This window comes from Bradyrhizobium ingae (assembly GCF_055791185.1).
The window spans coordinates 97,687-115,923 of the sequence record NZ_JBVUBB010000010.1 but is presented as its reverse complement, the minus strand read 5'-3'; the positions used below and the strand labels follow the sequence as shown (position 1 = coordinate 115,923).

Below are 18,237 nucleotides of genomic sequence, written 5' to 3'. Positions count from 1 at the left end.
ATCTGGACACGGCCCGAGAACTCTTCCTGGCCAATATCGACACCAACAGTCGACAGTGGACGACACCATCCGATCGGCCGAGAAGGCCACGCATCCCGGAATATTGTTCGCGCGGTCCGCATGCCAGTAGCGCGAGATCACGTCCCTAACGAACATCTGCCGATGCTCACATGAATCGCTCGACCGACTTCAAAGCGCAGTCACTGTTCATGTCGCCCGCGGTCCTGGTCGCGGTGGGCATAGTGCTGCCACCCCTCTGCTACGTTCTCTTGACAGGTTTCCAGTCCGACGCCGGTCCACTCTCTGCGTACAAAGCAATCGTCGCAAGCAGCTTGTTTAGGCAAACACTAACAACGACCCTCGTCGTCGCGTCAATTTCATCCGCCTTAAGTCTCATACTGGGGTACATCGTCGCTCTGCACTTGGCGAGGCAGAGCCCGGATCGTCGGACCATGCTGATGGTTCTTATTCTTTTGCCCTTCTGGACAAGCGTTTTGGTCAAGTGTTTCGCCTTCACTATTATCTTGGGCCGGCACGGTATTATAAACAACCTTCTCAGCTGGGCCTCAGGCCTCGATGTGCAACTGCCGCTCGTTCTGAATCGTATCGGGTTGCTCGTCGGCATGACCAATCTTCTGGTCCCTCTCGTTGTCCTTCCAGTGCTCGCAAGCCTACTAGCAATCGACAATACGCTTTACAGAGCTGCATCTGTCATGGGCGCGAAACCAGCGAGGATGTTTTGGACGGTGACCGTCCCTCTAAGCGTACCGGGTGTCGTTGCGGGTCTGCTGAGCGTTTTTGTTATGTCCTTGGGCGCCTTTGTCATCCCCGCACTCCTCGGCGGTCCTCAGGATCAAATGCTCTCCAACCTGGTCGACTTCTATAATCGCCGGGTACTCGACTGGCCGAAAGCATCGGCAATAAGCGTGATCTTGCTCGCATTGGCTTCAATCTTCATCGTTCCGATGGCGTTTTGGCGTCGGCATAAGATCTGAGGGCTTATCATGGCGAACTCAGTGCTTGATCCCCTGTCGCAGCGGTATCGCTCCGTTGGCTCCAGCCTCGCGGCCGTCGTCTACATATTCCTGCTCGCACCAGTTGTCGTTACGCTTCCTATGGCATTTGGGCCTACGAACGCGCTCGAATTTCCGCCCTCAACATATTCGCTTGATTTGTTCAGAATCTTCTTCTCCTCTGATGCTTGGTTGTTGCCGCTATATACGAGCATGAAAGTCGCCATTTTCTCGACAGCTGCGGCACTCTTTGTTGGCGTACCTTCGGCATATTGGATCGCGCGTTATGAATTTCTGGGAAAGCTTTTGATTTCCGGAGTTCTGATTAGCCCACTGGTCATTCCCACGATCGTCTCAGGGTTGGGCATCTACTTGTACTTCTCCTATGTCCGCATTGGCGGGACCACACTCTCGTTGGTTCTGGGCCACGTGATGGTAACATTGCCGTATGTAATCGTAATGATTATTGCAGGCGTACAGAAGCTCGACCGAAACCTGGAGTTTGGCGCTGAGCTGATGGGGGCGGCTCCTATCCGCATGTTCTTTACGGTTGTGATCCCACAGCTCGTCCCATCACTAATAAGTGCCGCCTTCTTCGCGTTTCTGCTTTCGTTTGACGAGGTGATTATCTCTTGGTTCCTCACCGGCAGCGATACGGTGACCCTACCAGTTAAGATGTATAGCGCCCTTGAGTGGGAAGTCTCACCGGTCATCGCAGCCGTATCTGCTTTGCTGACCGCATTGTCCTTGCTCGTATGCATCGTGACAATCGGCTTGAGGAAATCCACGGGCGAGGAAGTCTCTTGAGCAAGGCACGCACAATTGCAGTTCGCTGCGCGACGGACTTGAGCTCAGACATTCCCCTGAGCAGCACGAATTCTGGGAGTAAAAGAATGCACGCCGGCGATTTTCCCACTGGTGAAGCCATATCTTTGAGAGGGATTTCGAAGACCTTCGGTTCGGCGACGGTCCTTAAGGCCACCCAATTGGCTGTTAACAAATCTGAGTTTCTTACCCTGCTCGGGCCCTCCGGCTCCGGAAAGACAACTCTCCTGAACCTGATCTCGGGAGCGATCGCGCCTAGTTCCGGTGAAATACTCCTTGCCGGCAGGGATATTACGCGCATGCCGCCGCGCGATCGAGGCATCGGCATGGTGTTTCAGAACTATGCCCTTATGCCTCATATGACGGTCTTCGAAAACGTTGCCTACCCACTTCGTGTAAGGCGAGAGCCCTCCGAGACTATTCGAAGAAAGGTCTTGGATGCGTTGGATCGAGTTGGTCTTAAGGGGTTCGATGAACGAAAGCCCCGCCAACTTTCAGGTGGCCAGCAGCAGCGCGTTGGTATTGCTCGTTGCATCGTTTACTCCCCGGCCATCATCATGATGGACGAGCCGCTCGGAGCGCTCGATAAGAATCTTCGGGAGCAAATGCAGGCTGAAATTAAACGCCTGCATCATGAGTTGGGCACGACGATTATTTACGTAACGCATGACCAGGAAGAGGCGCTCAATATGTCTGACCGCATCTGCCTCATGAAGACCGGCGAGATTGCTCAGTTGGGCACTCCTGATGAATTGTACTTCAAGCCCAATAGCCGCTTTGTGGCAGAGTTCATCGGCGAGTCTAATTTGCTCCAAGGCAAGAGCGCTGGTGCAAATAGCGTAGCGATCGACGGGCCTGGAGTCGTTTATGTGCCGAGCTCAGAGCGGGTTCTCGGTTCGAACGTTCTGGTAATGGTTCGCCCGGAAAAGATGCAAGTCTTCCCTGCTGATGTCGAGACCCCTGCGGATCACAACGTGCTGCGCGGAGCGGTCGAGGCAATATCCTTCGTCGGAGGAATGACGCGGATTGCAGTGAAAACAGCGCAGGGAGTTTCGGTTACAGCGAAGATCATCTCCGGTCCCGCTTCCACTCGCCCCGAGCTTGGATCTGCAGCCAAGCTCTCCTGGTCGCCTGCTGAGTCTGTGGTGTTGAACGCCTAGGCATTTAGTTCTGAATGAGATTGAGCCGTCCTAAGCACGGCATCGTCATCATCAACGTAACGGTAAAAGGGAGTGCACTATGTCGATCTCGAAGAAGCTGTCTCGGCGTACGTTTCTTGCAGGGTCCTCCGCGGTGGTGCTGGCCCCGGCACTGATCACCCGCGCGCACGCGCAGGCCAAGCCGATCACGATTACCAGCTACGGCGGCACTTTCCAGGAGGTCCTGGTCAGAACTGTCACCACACCTTTCACCGAGGAGACGGGGATCAAGGTCAACATCATCCCGATTCCGGACATCGCAAAGCTCAAAGCCCAAGCTATCACCGGCCGTGTGGATATCGACGTCGTCATGACCGTTCACGAAAATGCGGCGCTCGGATCCAAGCTGGGGCTTTGGGATAAGCTCGACCTGGGAATGTTAAACGTGGCCGACATGGCCATCGCTCCGGAGAGCGAGTATGTAACGGCAAGTTCCTTTGTAGGGGGCATTGCGTGGGACCCCGAAAGGTATCGGCCAGAGGCACACCCCAAGAACTTCGCAGAATACTTTGACGTAAACAAATACCCCGGTCGCCGCACCTTCCCCAATCGACCAAACGAAACCCTCGAAGCAGCCCTTCTCGCCGATGGGGTTTTGCCCAAAGATATGTACCCGCTGGATGTGGATCGCGCATTCAAAGTCCTGGATCGGGTCAAATCGAGCGTTGCAGCCTGGGTGACCGCGACTCCCCAGACGATCTCGCTTTTGCAGACCCAGGAGGTCGACTTCAGCTACAGCTACGCCAATCGAGTTAGGGCAACAAATCAGCCGGGAGGCGGCAAGCCACTCGCGTTCTCGTTCGAACAGAACCTCCTGGGCACCGAAAAACTGGCCATACCGAAGGGGGCACCGAACACAGAAGGCGCTATGAAGTACATCGCATATCTCTTGCGACCGGAGGTCGTGGCGCGCCTATGCAACGCGGCCTTCCTCGCTCCGAACTCGAAGCGAGCAATTTCCCTTCTCGATCCCGAGATCCGGAAATGGACCCCGGACATCACCAACGCCAATAACGTCGTCGTTGACGGGGCCTACTGGACTGACAATCTCGAGCCGGTATCGCGCAGGTTCAAAGAATGGGTCATCACCTGATTTGAAAGCTTGGGCGTCGTAATCGACGCCCAAGCTAACGACCTTTGTTACGACGTTCATGTCTCGGGCATGAGGACGTAGGCGAACTCTATGGCGGGATTCACTATGGGTACGACGGCCGACATTGCGCAGTTTGTTCAAAAGACCACTTTTGATGAGTTTGATGCAAAACTCGTTCGGCACGTAAAGAACGTATTTCTCAGCGGAGTCGGGATGACGCTGGCTGGCGTCAACAGCGAAACTAGTAAGGCCGTTCTGAGCTACGTGAAGGAATGCGCGGCTCCGCAGGAAGTCGGTGTCATTGGCGCAAACTTCCGCACTTCCGTGGAATACGCGGCGCTCGCGAACGGGACGACCTCCCATACGACGGAGCTCGAAGACGATACCCGAGCTGAAAATATGTATAGCGTCGGCGTCTTCCCCGCGATGCTCGCATTGGGTGAGAAGCTGAAAATCTCCGGCAGAGAGCTGATAGAAGCGTTTGTTGTAGCCTGGGACGTTGCGTCGAAACTGGCTATCGCTTCGCAGGATATGATGGCCCGGGGCCTGGCGCCTTGGTCTGCAGGTTCCACGATCGGTGTGGCCGCTGGCGCAGCGAAGTTGCTCAAACTTAATGATCAGCAGATCGGCATGGCCGTTAGCATAGCTGCTTCTCACGCGGCAGGCCTGTTCAAGCAGGTGGGATCGGGGGCTCACCTCTACGAGTCCGGCATGGCTGGGCGTAACGGACTAACTTCGGCTCTCTTAGCGAAACACGGTCTAACCGGACAACCCACCGTACTGGAGTGCCCGATGGGATATCTTCAAGCGGTCGCAGGAATCGCAAATCCTGATCTAAAGCTCGGGGCGCCATTTAGGGCGCAGGACATCGAAATTAAGAAGTATCCATGCTGCCTATCCCAAATGCACCCTATCGATGCATTTGTTAGGCTAATCGAAGAGCGTAGCCTTTCCGCGCACCAAGTAAGAGCTGTTCGCATCGAGGCGCCACCTTCTTTTCGGCTCGCGGCCGCGCTTTATCATCACCCTAAGAATGCGGACGAGGCGAAGTTCAGCTTGGCTCACAGCATCGCATGCAGCTTCCTGGACAAAACACCATGGCTGGATAGGTATACGACGGAAGGGGCGAATGGATCGGACGTGGCTGCGTTCCGCGATAAGATTGAGATCGTTTATCGAGCAGACCTAGCCGGCCAGGCACTGCCAATTACTGTCACCCTGAATGATGGTTCGCAGATTGATTCGATGACTCGGAAGATTATTGAGCACATCGACGTCAGCGATGATGAGATCCTCGATAAATATCGCAAATGCGTCTCAGGATTTTTCTCCACAAGTCGCGGAGATCAAATCTCCGAAAGCCTTCTTTCCTTGGAGAAAATTTCTGACATCTCCGAGTTAATGACGAAACTCACTTACGTCGATTGAACACCGCAATGCCCACCTATAGACACAAGGAATAGGCCGTGGGACGCTTGGACGGCAAAACTGCTGCGATCACTGGCGGCAGCCAAGGCATTGGGTTGGCCACCGTAGAGCTGTTCGTCGCGGAAGGCGCGAAAGTCGTTATTGCTGATCTTCTTGCCCCGGAGGGTGAGGCCTTGCGCGAGCGCCTCGGCCCTGCCTGCGTATTCTGTAAAACCGATGTCACGGACGAAGATCAGGTCAAGAGCCTGATCGAATTCGCTGTAATGCGATTTGGTCGTATCGATTGCCTTTTTAACAATGCTGGAATGCTCGGTCAAATCGGCGGCATTGAATCGATGCTAGTGGATCGATTTGATCGCGTAATGGCCTCACACGTGCGGAGCGTTATGCTCGGGATGAAGCACGTTGCTCCTCACATGAAGAAGCAGGGCTTTGGCAGCATTATCAACACCGGGAGCATTTCAGGTATCCAGGCCGTCTCGGCGTATATGGATTACAGCGCCGCCAAAGCAGCTGTCATTCACCTCACCAAGTGCGCGGCAATGGAGCTCGGCGAATTCAGCATCCGCGTGAATTCGATCTCTCCTGGCCAGATCGCGACTGGAATGGGGAAGACTGGTCCGGAAGCCATTCAGAAAGCAGCTTTCCTTCGTGAGTTCAACAAGACTCGTCAACCGATACCACGTTCTGGCCTGCCGGAAGATATCGCTTTCGCAGCTCTGTATCTTGCAAGCGACGAATCAAGCTTTGTGAACGGCCACAACCTTGTTGTGGATGGCGGTATGATTGGTGGAAGGGGCTGGACCGAACGCCAGCGAATGAGCGCCGAATTTCAAAATGCGCTCAACTACCCGACCCCACCCAAACTCTTCCCATCAACCTCTAGTATAATTTCAGAGTGAAGCATGCACCAACGTTTGAAAGGCAAAGTCGCGATCGTTGCAGGAGCCGGATCGACTGGAGGCGACGGTCTCGGGAATGGAAAGGCGTCCGCAGTCGTTTACGCCCGCGAGGGCGCCTCAGTAATGCTTGTTGACCTTAATTTGGAGGCTGCAGAGAAGACCCGCGAGATGATCGAGCGCGAGGGCGGTACCTGCTTTGCTTTTCAGGCCAATGTTAGCCGGCGCTCGGATTGCGATGCGATGGTCAAAAGGTGTTTGGAGGAGTATGGGCAAATAGACATTCTTCACAACAACGTTGGTGTCGAGCCGAAAACATTTGGCGGAGTGCTCAACACCGACGATGATGAATGGGATCGCGTCATCAACGTCAACCTTAAGAGCATGTTCATTACCTCCAGCGTGGTCCTACCATCAATGCTGGAGCGTGGCGGTGGAGCGATTCTGAACATCTCGTCAGTATCGGCGGAAAGGCTCTCACCAGGATTGTTCCTATATTGCGTGTCTAAAGCCGGGGTGAATACGCTTACCAAAGCGATGGCGCTGGATTACGCGGATAAAGGTATTCGCGTTAATGCAATCATGCCTGGGCTAATGGATACGCCCATGGTCGAGAGGCACAAAGAGTTTTACGGTGGCGATCGTGAAAAGATGCGCCAGCTTCGAAATGAACGCGCTCCGATGAAGCGCATGGGAGAAGCTTGGGATGTCGCAAATGCCGCTTTATTTTTGGTTTCGGACGAAGCGAAGTATATCACTGGCCAGGTCCTTGCCGTTGACGGCGGATATCTGTGCAAACCCTAATATTGGCTCCCGCCCGGCCGCGGGTTTCACCCGATCTATAGGTAGGCCAAAAGGTTGCAGCACCGGTTTTGTGGCCGACATGTGGAGGGGCTTGTGATCAGCGAAGAGTACTCGGACTACGACGGCCTCGGTCTTGCAGATCTCATTCGCAGGAAGGACGTAACGCCGGAAGAATTGCTTGATGAGGCGATACGCAGAACTGAGAAGATCGACCCGGAAATCAATGCCGTTGTTATCAAACACTATGACTTTGCCAAAAAGCAGATCTCGGGTGGGCTGCCCGAAGGCCCGTTTACTGGCGTTCCGTTTTTACTGAAAGACATTACGACACTGGCAGGAACGCGAACTACATATGGATCGAGCGCTTATAGTGATTACGTGGCCGACCATAACAGCACGATTGTCGACCGCATCCTGAAGGCCGGCGTCACAATCTTTGGAAAGACCGCGGTTCCGGAATTTGGTGCGCTAGGCACTACCGAGTCTCGTTTGCACGGCCCAACACGAAATCCATGGAATCCAGCTTATTCCGCCGGCGGCTCCTCGGGTGGGGCGGCAGCTGCAGTTGCTGCGCGCATCGTGCCCGTGGCGCATGCTAGTGACAGCGGTGGTTCTACGCGAATACCGGCCTCTGTGTGCGGGCTGTTCGGACTTAAACCCACTAGAGCACGCACGCCGATCGGTCCGAACATTGGACTGGGGTGGGCCAGCCTGGTTGATTGTCCACACGTAATCAGTGTCAGCGTGCGAGACAGCGCCGCGATGCTTGACGCATTGTCTGGGCCAGAGCGTACTAGCCCTTATCACGCGCCTCCTGCGGCACGGCCGTTTTTGAATGAAGTAGGTAGAAATCCCGGCCGCTTGCGCATCGCCTTTACAACTAAGTCCCCCTATGGAGACGACCTCGACCCTGAGATTGCAAATGCGGTTCGGGAGGCGGCCTCGCTGTTGGAACGACTCGGTCACTATATTGAGGAGCGAGCGCCTACTCTACCGTTCGATCCGATCGAAGTGGGAGAAGTCATCAACGGAGCCAACTTGGTAGCATCGGCGGTGCGCTTGGCCGGGGGGCGACTTGGTCGCCCAATAACCGAAAGCGACTTCGAGGTTCTAACGCTCCTACGCGCACAGAATGCCCAGACAGGAACTGCAATCGATTACGTCACCGCCGAGCAGTCCGTTTTTGAGATTTGCCGGTGCCTTGTCGAGTTCTTTGCTACGTGTGAAGTGTTCTTGTGTCCAACACTTTGCGGGCCCCCGATACGCATTGGAGAACTGAATTCGATGAGCGCTGATCTCTCACATATCCAGGCAGCACGCCGGCGCGTATGGCCAAGCCCGCTCATATTCAATATGTCCGGCCAGCCATCTATGTCTGTGCCGCTCGCCTGGCACAAGTCAGGGCTACCAATGGGGATGATGTTCTCGGGCCGTTTTGGCGACGAGGCTACTCTGCTGCGGCTTGCTGGGCAGCTTGAACAAGCGTGCCCGTGGAAGTCCAAGATGCCGCCGCACCGTGCAGCGTAACAGGTCTTCGATCGGCGAGACCGGGACGAATATAGGCGGCTTGGGAGGCGCGTCGTGCAATTCGATGGCTATGAGCGGTACGTTGGGCTGGGTGTCTCGCAAAAGGAGACCTCTGTGTGCGCGGTCAATGAAGTGGGCGAGGTCTTGTTCGACGGAAAGGCTAACTTCGGTCCTGCACACTCACTACGGCTCCTTTCGCGCGCTAACATTGTATGGGGAAACCTGCCACTTGGAGCAAGTTTCATCGTCACATGGCGAACTTCGGCATTGGATAGCGTGTTCCGCCTCAGACCCTAAGGCTCACGTTGTAGTTACTCAGGAAATCCTGGAGAGCCAGGATACGTTCCACGCCCCTGACGTTCTCGGCCGCGTTGAGCCGCGCGTGAGAGCTTTCGACCGACAGCAGTGGTGCCACTGCCGCATTGCGGTCGTTCAGCAGCTTGGCGAACTGGGTGCACAATACTCTGTCATAGGCCGGATCCTGGATAGTTGGATACGCGCTCTTGACTCGCTGTACCACCGACTCCGGCAGCAGGTCCGCGGTGGCGGCTATCAACAGACTCTTCTCCCGCCCGTCGAAAGTCTTGTGGGCCCATGGTGTGCCGAACACGTACTCAACGACGCGATGGACGCAGTACGGGACCCGCACCTCGAGACCTGACGCCATGCTCATCCGGTCCTTGCGGTCGAGCAGCGTTGGCAGGTGGCGCGTGAGATAAAGGTAGCAGACCTCGCGCATGCGACGTTCGACCGGATCGGCCGAGGCCGGTCCGGTCGAGGGTGGTACTTCCGCAAGTGCCCTGCGGTACTGTTCGTCGACGTAGCCGGGGAGGTCGAGCTTCTCGACCAGCTCAGGGTCTAGATACTCCCGGCTGGTATCGTTGACGTACGCCCTGCTGCCGCGCCAAGGAAACGTGTCGGCCTGAACGTGCAAGGGATCGTGGAACTCCGGGTAGCCGCCGAAATCTCGTCGGCCGACTCCCCGGACAGAGCAACCGTCGATTGTTGCCGGATCGCCCGGAACAGTAGTTATTGCGAGCTATCTAGGTCGCCGCTGGTCAACGGCAGGTCGCGGGCTCGGAGGGTGGCGGCCCGCACGCTCTGATCCATGAGTTCGTCCGCAGACAGAGTAATGTCCGTGTGGTCTGTACCAACGAACTTTGCGACCTCCTGTACATACGGCCCGTCGGGCGTGGCGCACATCGGTCCGGGGACAAAGTTTTCGGTATAGTCGACGAAGTCGAGGGCGAAGGACCGAATTCGTTCGTCGCTGAAACGCGCAGCCAGTGCCGTCAGTGCGGAGGAGTCAAGCCCGCCCGACAAGAGCGTGCACAGCGGTACGTCGGCGACGAGCTGCCGCTGGATCGTGTCCTCGAGTAGCTCGCGCACGTGCTGAACGGTGGTAGGCACGTCGTCAGTGTGCCCGCTGTCGGTGAGCTGCCAATAGGCCATCTGCTGGATGCCGTCACGGGTCACTCGGGCGATGTGGCCGGGCCGTACCTCACGCATGCCACGGAATACGGTGTTCTCCGGCTCGGCAACCGAGCATAGGGTGCGACGAAGCCCGTCGGCGTCCATGACCCGTTCTGCGAGACCATTGGCAAGGATCGCCCTTGGTTCGGAGCCGAACAACACTCCGTGCTTGGTGGGGTAATAGTAAAGCGGCTTGACGCCGAGCCGGTCTCGCCTCCGATTCGAGTGGCGCGCTTTTTGATGGGCCGATGGCCAAATGCTGCAAGGATAAGCTCGATCCTCCAGCAATATATGTGCCGGCACTCCGCTCTCCTCTCGCGCGTTCCTGCAGACTCAAACCTTGTGCCAACTGGCCGATTGACGAGAACAAGCGATTTCATGTGAATACACTCGCTAGCCGCGACGCAAAGACAGTGGGTTCTATCGGTGACTCGTCGCGAAGCCGACACATCCGACAAAACTTGTTGGTACTCTAGCGCAAGGCATAGCGAAACTGTCTGCGCTTAGCTGGGACAGCACTTCGCGACGCCTTCCGCCAACCGGCGCCTGCCACCGTTCGCTCGGAAATCGAGCGACGTGACATTGCATCCTGGGAAAGCGTTAAGCTGAGGCCATTCAGGCTTTGAAGTGCCAGGACATGAGGGCATCGGTTTGAAAGAAGGCCAGCTTCGCGCGATTTGTTTGAGAATCTGAGTGAGCCAGGCGTGCGTGGTGGTGTTGCACTATCCTAGCCTCGTTCTAGAAGAGAGCGGCACTCCGCGCAGTGGCGGTACGGCCGGGCGTCTCATGACGTTTTCGCGTGAGTGCAAGGAGAGAGCGCCCTTATCCGCGCCAGCGCCGACGCGATGCATGGGCGTCCTTCTTAGAGTGGCCGGAGACGGCCGATGGCGCCGTCTCCCGTAAGTGGAAAGCAAGGAATCGCTAACTCCGCGCGAGCACAATGACGAGGCGGTCGACACGACGGCCATTCTTCAGATGAGACTCGACAATCTCGTCAATATCTTCCGGAGTGCTCGGACGATACCAGACACCGTCAGGATAGACGACCATCAGAGGACCGGAGCTGCAGAAGCCGAGACAGTCGGCTGCGGTGAAGCCGATATCGGTCAACCCACCCGCCTCGATTGCTTTGCCGAGCCGTTCCCATAACGGCCCTCCGCCCGCCGTCCCGCAGCTGCCGTGCGGATGGTCAGGAGGGCGCTGAGTGTGGCAGGCGAAAACGTGATGCCGGTAGAGCTGTGGGAGTTCGAACTCATTCATGTTGCCGCTCATACTTCTGTTACCGCAATGCGATGTCGCAATCACCGCGAGATTCTGCTTTGTCATAGAGTTGCATGACAATCGGCACCTTCGAAAACCGCCTGATGTCACCTCCACAATTTAAGTGCCTAATGCATTGTCCGGTTAGGTCGCTCATTATGTTTCCATGCAAGTGATTCGTTTCGGCACGAGGGTTTCGAGCACGAGCGCGTCGAACGTGTCGATCGTTTTGCTCCCTAACGCGGCATAGATCATCCGATGCTGTTGGATGCGGCTCTTGCCAGCAAAGGCCTGCGAGACGACTCGTGCCCCACAGTGGTGTCCGGTGCCCGCCAGATCGGTCACGATCACATCCGCCTCCGGAAGCGCCTTGCGGATCAAGGCCTCAATTGCCGGCTCAACCATCACCATGTCGCTTACTCCTGCTCTCGCCCGGTTTCATGCAAGCTCCAAACCAACTCTCGACAGGACCATTTGAAAAGACATCCGCCGACACGGATGGAGTTGATGCGCGTTGGTTGACAATCCCGCGGGCGGACTGTCGCGAAGATAACAAGAATATATCGACGGCCGACATCATCGTAGCGTTACGGCGATGGGCTTTGTTCTGCGATGAATTCCTGGCTCGAAAATTCACGGCAGCTCAGTACGACTACGACCGCGTATTCCGGCAGCTTCCTCAGATCCTTGAGCATTCGGCGAATCAGGGCTGGTGGTCCGTATGGATCGCGATCTCGGCGGCAAGCCGGAGTGACGAGCCCCATGGTCTTGCCTTCCGGGAGGATGACAAGCGAGGTCCTTTTATCGTCTTCTCTGCTGCATTTTTCGGCTGTTCAGTAGATCGCCGCGCCCGCGCCTACATTGATTGAGGCGTCTTTCATGGTCTCGACGATGAATTCGATCTGGCTATCAGTGATATGCGTATGAAATGGCAGTGCGACGGCGCGATCGGAGATCTTTTCCGTCAGCGGCAGATCGCCGCGGCGATAGCCGAAATCGAGATAGTGCCGCTGCAGGTGCAGAGGATGGCTGTAGGCCGCAGCCTCGGTCTGCTCAACGCGCAGGTCCTCGACAATCGCGTCGCGGCTGGAGCGCGTGAAACGCGTCCCGAGATGGACAACATAGAGGAACCAGTTCACTTCGGTCACGTCGGGTCCGACATAGGGCGGTTTGATCCCTTCGAACGACTGCATATGAGCCGCATAAAGCTGTTCAATCAGCCGGCGACGCTCCAGGATCTCGTCGATACGCCTTAGCTGCGTAATCCCCAGTGCAGCGGACAGATCGCCCATTTCGGCTTGATATGGCGCAGCCGAACCGACGGTAACGGAAGAACGCTCGCCCGTCCGATGCGAACGGTGACGACGAAGTGCCACAGCAAGGTCGATATCATCGGTAACCACTATGCCGCCTTCGCCGCAGGTCAGAAGCGAGGGCTGCGCGAAGTCGAACACAGCGACATCTCCGAAGGTGCCGACCAATTGGCCCTTATAACGTGAGGCGACGGCCTCCGTGGAATCTTCCAGCAGCAGAAGATTACGCCTTCTCGCGATATCGCGCAGCTCCGACCAGGCTGCGGGATGGCCATTAGTGTTGGCAGCGAGGATGGCGCGGGTCTGTGGCGTGATGCGCTCCTCGACTCTCTGCGGCGCGAGCGTCCCGGACCAATAGTCGATGTCCGCAAATACCGGCCGCGCACCGGCGAGGCTGATGCCGTGCGCGGTTTCACGATATGAATAGGACGAGGCGATCACTTCGTCGCCCGCGGCAATGCCGAAAGCTTTCAGAGACAGCAGAAGGCCGATTGTGCCGCTCGGTACCGCAACGGCATAGTTCCGCCCGAGATAGGTGGCAAATGCCGCCTCGAATTGTTCCGTGAGCGGGCCGTTAGAGAGCCGCGGCGAGCGCAACACGCGATCTACTGCCGCGATTTCGGCTGGCGTAATGTCGGGATCCGACAACGGAATTAGGGATTTATGGCCCGTTGGAATCGGCTCTTCGTCCGCCTTGTCAACGAGGCCGTGGCCTAGGGCGGGTCCGTTCACGGCTCGACCGCCCGCTTGGCGAGCACAATGCCGGTCGCCCGCGTCGGATCATCCGTGATCCGGGCACAATGATCCACGCTATCGAGCAAATGCATGTCGAATTGTCCGACGCTGTAAAAAGGCGCTTCGGTAAGGTCAGAAGAGTCGCAGCGGATCCAGGCGAGATGCGGATACCGCTGTCGCAACACCGCATAGGCTTGAGAGGCATCATCGAATGACGCGAGCGCCCGCTCGATGTCTGCAAGTTCGCCTGCTCCCAGAGCCATCGAACCGGTCCTTATTGCCAAAACACGCGCTCCGGATCGGCGTTCAATAGATCGGTAACTGCTGCCAAACGCTGGTGCGTGGAGTGCAGTTTCCAGACGCCCTGCTTGTGATCTTTTCGGAACACCTGCCAGTTGGCGCTTGCCCGGTCATGGCGCAGCATGGCCACGTCAATGATGCCGCCCTTAACGTCGATATTGCGCGAGCAGCATGGGCATTCGATCAAATAGCCTCCGGCAACTCCGGTGATGTTGGCTGAGACATAACGGTAGCGCTCTCTCGACTTCAGCGCGCGCTCGATGCGCCTGCGATCGATGTCGTTGGGGTGCGCGGGCAGGTCCGAATTTATGTCTAAGGCCGCGTTCATCGCGTCTACTTCCTAGACCAGGCCGATTTCTCTTTCGAGGCAACCGACGACCAAGTGCTCACCGAACTTGACAAGATAGATCGGAAGGTTCGCTTCCGTGTGCCGGCGAACTTGGACGATCTTGCCGATGTCGCCGAGGCTGACCAGGGGCCCTTCCGCGGGGGCATCGGGAAAGGATCCGTCATTGGTCAGATCAAACATCGCCTTGACGCGCTGGCCCCGCTGAAATTTTGGCAGCCTGGCTTCAATCATCGTTGGCTCCCGGCAAGTGCAGGTCCTCGACTTCGGCGCGTGGTATGACCGGATCGAGTTCCTTGCGCTTCATGCCGACCCGGTGACCGCTTTGGATGAATTCTACGCCGTAGATGTAAAACCGCTGCAAGAAAGTGCCGATCGATATGACGTAACCGACCTCGCCCTTCTTGGCCAGGATGTCGCCGATCTCTTTGCCGGCGTAGGTGCCGTCATTGCGGATGGTGCGATTGGCCCGCACCTTCTCGCCAAAGTCGAAGAAAGGCGGTGCCGTCAGCTCGACGATGTCACTGTCAGCCACACTATTGTTCATGCCGGGGTCCCCTGTTCTTGTCCCGGCTACCGGGCAAGTCGCGAGCGCGCGACTTCGCGCACCAGGCTATATGGGTCATCGACAAGGTCTATGAGTTCGGAGGGCACGATCCGGCTTGCGACCTCATGCCGGATACGCCAATCCGGATCGTGGCGCAGAAGCCACAATAACTCCGCCGACAGGCGTTGAGCGACCTCCAACCGCACCAATGCGTCACGGTCGGCGACCAGGCTGAGCAACCATTTCTCTGGGAGGCGTCGCGCCACGGCGCGACGGACCTCAGCGTCCTCGTCGCGGATCATTCCGCGGAGCAGCAACGGCGCAATCCGCCGCGCAACCACAAAGCGGACGTAGTAATATTCATCCGAGGCCATCGGCAGCAGTTCGTCACCTTCAAGCAGTGTCGCGACCCACATCCTAACTTCGTGATGAGGGTCGTTGCGAAGTTGCAGGGCGAAACGCTTGGGCAGGCGACGGACGGCGCTCCAACGCACGGTTTCGTCGTGATCGTGGAGCAACCGCGGCAGCAGGAAGACGTTGGCGAATCTCGCCGCGATCGCGCGCACCTCGAAATGCGGGTGAGTGAGGTAGGCGTCGGCGAGGCTCGGATTCCTCTCGAAGAAGCGGTCGATACGTCGGGCATAGCGGTCGTTAACGCAAGCATGCTTGAGTTGACAGCAGCCAGTGCGATTCAGAGCAATATGCGCGCAGCAGGCGCAATTGATCTGATGACCGTGCCAATCTCTGGCCTCGTCAATGTCCTCACTCATCCGCCTGCCCCATGCGTTCGAGGACACGTAGGAGAACCTTGGCACCGATCTTATCGGTGGGGTCGATCTCAAGAAGCTTTTGAACGGCTAACCGACCTTCCTCGGTTTGACCGAGGCGCATCTGCAAATAAGCGTATCCTTTCAGCGAGAACAGAAAGAACCGCGGCAGAATCTCTTCATATCGGCCGAACGCCGCATCATGGGCACGGACAAGACGCCAGTCTGATGGGAGATTGTTCATCTCCGACGCCTTGCTTATGCAGAGCTTGGCAACCTCAAGCGCCTCGGCGAGCCGCGCCTTATAGAAATAGAAGCGAAATAAGCCGATCAGCACTGCCGCGTGCCCTGGTGCCAGGCCGACGGCCTTGCGCAGGTGGCCTTCGGCGACCTCATCAAGGTGATAGGAAAGGCTTGCTTGCCACAGGTGATGCTCGGCCTCGCTGGGCAGCCCATCTCCAAGCAAGGTCCTGGCGAGGAGCGCCTCGTTGATCTCGGATTGCGGACTGAACAGAGCAGCTGGCATCGCGGGTCGCCTCTTGAAATCAATGGTCCCCGCAGGAGACTTGCTTGCGATCTTGCAATACGAACCCGGTCCGCTTCGGCTTATCAACGAAATCAGCCGTCACATCGTCGTGCCGTGGCAGTCTCTCCCGGCAAACAAACGGCCTTATGTCATCGCGCTCGCCCCCAGCAACAATGGCCTGCGGCTTCAGGCTGATCCCACAGGCGAGCCCGAAACATCCACTTGGGCTGATTGCAAGACAAAGGTCGCAGCCGGCCCGGCCTCCGGCTTGGAGCATCATTCGGATGGCTCGTCGCACTAACCGTATGTTCCAGAAGTTCATGTCATTTCCTTCACTCAACCGCGCGCCTGGTAGCGTGCAAGCGAGGTGTCGAGGACACAGGTATTGTCGACTGGGCAGACAGCCGCGCATTGCGGCTCGTCGAAATGGCCGATGCATTCGGTGCACTTTTTAGGATCAATCATGAATGTTCCGCCCTTCTCCGCGATCGCGACATTGGGGCATTCCGGCTCGCACGCCGAACAGCTCGTGCATTGAGAAGCGATGATCTTGAACGGCATGCTTTTCCTCTCTCATGCCGCGGAAATCAATGCGCCTTGGCGGATCGCAGCATCGCCGCGTTCGACATGTTTGATCGCACCGCTTGTGACCCTGTCGAGATAGGTCTTGAACCAGGCGATCGTCGACTTATCGATAGGCTCATAAGCATATTGATCGACGGGCTCGACGCCCGCCTTGATCAATTCCGCCCTGGGGCAGCCACCAATTTTGGCGATGAATACTGCGTGGCAATCGTTAATGGCACGGATGATGGTCTCGAGCTTTCCCTCTTCGGCATAGCCACCCTGGCAATACAGATCGACGCGGCGATGGCCAATGAACTTGGCGCCGCCGCCGGAGAGCTCATAGACTTGAAACTCCTTGGCGTGACCAAAGTGCTCGTTTATCAGACCCGAGCCCTTGGTCGCGACCGCCACCAGGACCTTCGTATCGCCGAAGCCAACTGCGAGTTCCACAAGGTCAGCGTGCTTGGCCGCGGCCTTGGCGGCGCGGTCGTCCTCGACTTTGGCCTGATAAGCGTTGCGGCTCTCGACATCGTATTTGATGTCGATCGTCGCGAGCTTTTCGGTGGTGAACTCCGCGCTGCGGTCTTCGCCTAGCAGCCCGATCGCATCGGCCCGACACTGCCGGCAGTGGCGCATCATATGCAGCTCACCCTCGCAGCTATCCTGCAGCGCCTTTAGTTCCAGTGCCGTCGGGCTGCGCTGGCCCTTCAGACCGAAAACGGTTCCGTAATTGGGAGAAGAGATCAACGGCATGATGTTGTGCAGGAAGGCGCCGCGCGACTTCACTGCCTTACTCACTTCGACGAGGTGTTGATCGTTGATTTCGGGGATCATAACCGAATTGATCTTGCAGAGAATGCCTCGCCGAGTGAGCATCTCCAGGCCCTGAAGCTGGCGATCAGTGAGGATCTTTGCGGCTTGGACGCCCGTGTATCGTTTGTGATTGTAGAAAATCCAAGGATAGATCTTCGCCCCGATCTCGGGGTTGATCATATTGATGGTGATCGTGACGTGCTCGACGTTGAGCTTGGCAATGGTGTCGATCTGATCGGGTAGCGCGAGACCGTTGGTTGACAAGCACAGCTTGAGATCCGGCGCAACCTTGTGCACGAGCTCGAAGGTCTTGAAAGTCTTTTCGGGGTTGGCGAGCGGGTCGCCAGGACCGGCGATACCGAGCACGGTCATCTGCGGGATGGTAGAGGCAACGGCCATCACTTTCCTGGCCGCCTGCTCAGGCGTGAGCCTCTCACTGACCACGCCCGGACGCGATTCATTGGCACAGTCGTACTTGCGGTTGCAGTAATTGCACTGGATGTTGCAGGCTGGCGCGACCGCGACATGCATCCGCGCATAGTGATGGTGCGCTTCCTCGCTGTAGCAGGGGTGCTTGTTCACCTTTTCCCATGTCTCAGCTGGAAGATCACTGCGGCCTGCCGGCGAGCCGCATCTAACTCCGCCGCTGCGGCTACTCTTGCCACAGCCCTTGTGCTCGGCAATCGACTGCGTGATCTCGCCGTCTTCAATGGCGTCGCTCGATGATCCCCGATGCATTGGAGTCCCCATTTACCCAGTTCTCCCTTCAAGCCTGAGACATTTCTCGGTATCTGAGGCTCAG

General features: G+C 57.1%; 22 protein-coding genes. 9 read left to right on the top strand and 13 right to left on the bottom strand.

Features of this window, described 5'->3' with window-relative positions; all coding sequences use genetic code 11:
• Positions 1–170: 170 nt before the first annotated feature.
• The 8 genes from ACV1FX_RS17385 (at position 171) to ACV1FX_RS17350 (ending at position 8,788) form a co-directional block, all read left to right on the top strand.
• Complete coding sequence (locus ACV1FX_RS17385) at positions 171–995, top strand: ABC transporter permease (RefSeq protein WP_473118767.1); 825 nt, start codon at positions 171–173, stop codon at positions 993–995.
• Positions 996–1,004: 9 nt separating this feature from the next.
• Positions 1,005–1,820 carry an ABC transporter permease gene (locus ACV1FX_RS17380; protein ID WP_473118766.1) on the top strand — a complete coding sequence of 272 codons (816 nt, stop codon included), beginning with the start codon at positions 1,005–1,007 and terminating at the stop codon, positions 1,818–1,820.
• 86 nt (positions 1,821–1,906) lie between these two features.
• The gene (locus ACV1FX_RS17375) at positions 1,907–2,998 is read left to right on the top strand and encodes an ABC transporter ATP-binding protein (protein WP_473118765.1); all 1,092 of its coding nucleotides are present in this window, start codon (positions 1,907–1,909) and stop codon (positions 2,996–2,998) included.
• A gap of 79 nt (positions 2,999–3,077) precedes the next feature.
• Entirely contained in the window at positions 3,078–4,130 is a 1,053-nt protein-coding gene (locus ACV1FX_RS17370; RefSeq protein WP_473118764.1) for an ABC transporter substrate-binding protein, read from the top strand.
• A gap of 105 nt (positions 4,131–4,235) precedes the next feature.
• Positions 4,236–5,558, top strand: coding sequence for an MmgE/PrpD family protein (locus ACV1FX_RS17365; RefSeq protein ID WP_473118763.1), 1,323 nt, complete (start codon positions 4,236–4,238; stop codon positions 5,556–5,558).
• Between the two features lie 38 nt (positions 5,559–5,596).
• Positions 5,597–6,460 carry an SDR family NAD(P)-dependent oxidoreductase gene (locus ACV1FX_RS17360; RefSeq protein ID WP_473118762.1) on the top strand — a complete coding sequence of 288 codons (864 nt, stop codon included), beginning with the start codon at positions 5,597–5,599 and terminating at the stop codon, positions 6,458–6,460.
• A 3-nt stretch (positions 6,461–6,463) separates the two neighbouring features.
• Positions 6,464–7,261: an SDR family NAD(P)-dependent oxidoreductase gene (locus ACV1FX_RS17355; RefSeq protein ID WP_473118761.1), complete on the top strand. Its 798-nt coding sequence runs from the start codon at positions 6,464–6,466 to the stop codon at positions 7,259–7,261.
• Positions 7,262–7,354: 93 nt separating this feature from the next.
• Positions 7,355–8,788 carry an amidase gene (locus tag ACV1FX_RS17350; RefSeq protein WP_473118760.1) on the top strand — a complete coding sequence of 478 codons (1,434 nt, stop codon included), beginning with the start codon at positions 7,355–7,357 and terminating at the stop codon, positions 8,786–8,788.
• A 286-nt stretch (positions 8,789–9,074) separates the two neighbouring features.
• On the opposite strand, the gene ACV1FX_RS17345 is transcribed toward ACV1FX_RS17350, so the two are convergent.
• The 4 genes from ACV1FX_RS17345 to ACV1FX_RS17330 all read right to left on the bottom strand — a co-directional run bounded on the left by ACV1FX_RS17345 (position 9,075) and on the right by ACV1FX_RS17330 (position 11,932).
• Positions 9,075–9,791, bottom strand: a complete 717-nt coding sequence (locus ACV1FX_RS17345) for an asparagine synthase-related protein (protein ID WP_473118838.1) — start codon at positions 9,789–9,791, stop codon at positions 9,075–9,077.
• A gap of 26 nt (positions 9,792–9,817) precedes the next feature.
• On the bottom strand, positions 9,818–10,564 hold the full coding sequence (locus tag ACV1FX_RS17340; protein WP_473118759.1) for an asparagine synthetase B family protein: 747 nt from the start codon (positions 10,562–10,564) through the stop codon (positions 9,818–9,820).
• A gap of 618 nt (positions 10,565–11,182) precedes the next feature.
• Positions 11,183–11,521, bottom strand: coding sequence for a (2Fe-2S) ferredoxin domain-containing protein (locus ACV1FX_RS17335; protein WP_473118758.1), 339 nt, complete (start codon positions 11,519–11,521; stop codon positions 11,183–11,185).
• A 156-nt stretch (positions 11,522–11,677) separates the two neighbouring features.
• Positions 11,678–11,932 (bottom strand): BolA/IbaG family iron-sulfur metabolism protein, encoded by a 255-nt coding sequence (locus tag ACV1FX_RS17330; protein ID WP_473118757.1) that lies wholly within the window; start codon positions 11,930–11,932, stop codon positions 11,678–11,680.
• Positions 11,933–11,961: 29 nt separating this feature from the next.
• Here ACV1FX_RS17330 and ACV1FX_RS17325 point away from each other — a divergent pair, with 29 nt between their 5' ends.
• Positions 11,962–12,390, top strand: a complete 429-nt coding sequence (locus tag ACV1FX_RS17325; RefSeq protein WP_473118756.1) for a hypothetical protein — start codon at positions 11,962–11,964, stop codon at positions 12,388–12,390.
• Here ACV1FX_RS17325 and ACV1FX_RS17320 read toward each other — a convergent pair.
• The 9 genes from ACV1FX_RS17320 to nifB all read right to left on the bottom strand — a co-directional run bounded on the left by ACV1FX_RS17320 (position 12,355) and on the right by nifB (position 18,173).
• Positions 12,355–13,512, bottom strand: coding sequence for a DegT/DnrJ/EryC1/StrS family aminotransferase (locus tag ACV1FX_RS17320; RefSeq protein WP_473118837.1), 1,158 nt, complete (start codon positions 13,510–13,512; stop codon positions 12,355–12,357). The two genes, ACV1FX_RS17325 and ACV1FX_RS17320, sit on opposite strands and share 36 nt — an antisense overlap.
• Positions 13,513–13,562: 50 nt before the next feature.
• Positions 13,563–13,832 (bottom strand): hypothetical protein, encoded by a 270-nt coding sequence (locus ACV1FX_RS17315; protein WP_473118755.1) that lies wholly within the window; start codon positions 13,830–13,832, stop codon positions 13,563–13,565.
• Positions 13,833–13,843: 11 nt separating this feature from the next.
• Complete coding sequence (locus ACV1FX_RS17310; protein WP_473118754.1) at positions 13,844–14,197, bottom strand: DUF3024 domain-containing protein; 354 nt, start codon at positions 14,195–14,197, stop codon at positions 13,844–13,846.
• Positions 14,198–14,209: 12 nt separating this feature from the next.
• The gene (locus tag ACV1FX_RS17305; RefSeq protein ID WP_473118753.1) at positions 14,210–14,449 is read right to left on the bottom strand and encodes a nitrogen fixation protein NifZ; all 240 of its coding nucleotides are present in this window, start codon (positions 14,447–14,449) and stop codon (positions 14,210–14,212) included.
• Complete coding sequence (locus tag ACV1FX_RS17300; protein WP_473118752.1) at positions 14,442–14,762, bottom strand: nitrogen fixation protein NifZ; 321 nt, start codon at positions 14,760–14,762, stop codon at positions 14,442–14,444. Before ACV1FX_RS17300 ends, ACV1FX_RS17305 begins: the two co-directional genes overlap by 8 nt.
• 26 nt (positions 14,763–14,788) lie before the next feature.
• Complete coding sequence (locus ACV1FX_RS17295) at positions 14,789–15,532, bottom strand: 4Fe4S-binding leucine-rich repeat protein (RefSeq protein WP_473118836.1); 744 nt, start codon at positions 15,530–15,532, stop codon at positions 14,789–14,791.
• Positions 15,525–16,055, bottom strand: coding sequence for a hypothetical protein (locus tag ACV1FX_RS17290; protein ID WP_473118751.1), 531 nt, complete (start codon positions 16,053–16,055; stop codon positions 15,525–15,527). The genes ACV1FX_RS17295 and ACV1FX_RS17290 overlap by 8 nt, the downstream gene beginning before the upstream one ends.
• Before the next feature lie 336 nt (positions 16,056–16,391).
• Positions 16,392–16,616: a 4Fe-4S binding protein gene (locus ACV1FX_RS17285; protein ID WP_473118750.1), complete on the bottom strand. Its 225-nt coding sequence runs from the start codon at positions 16,614–16,616 to the stop codon at positions 16,392–16,394.
• Between the two features lie 12 nt (positions 16,617–16,628).
• Positions 16,629–18,173 carry a nitrogenase cofactor biosynthesis protein NifB gene (gene nifB, locus ACV1FX_RS17280; RefSeq protein ID WP_473118749.1) on the bottom strand — a complete coding sequence of 515 codons (1,545 nt, stop codon included), beginning with the start codon at positions 18,171–18,173 and terminating at the stop codon, positions 16,629–16,631.
• Between the last annotated feature and the right edge of the window lie 64 nt (positions 18,174–18,237).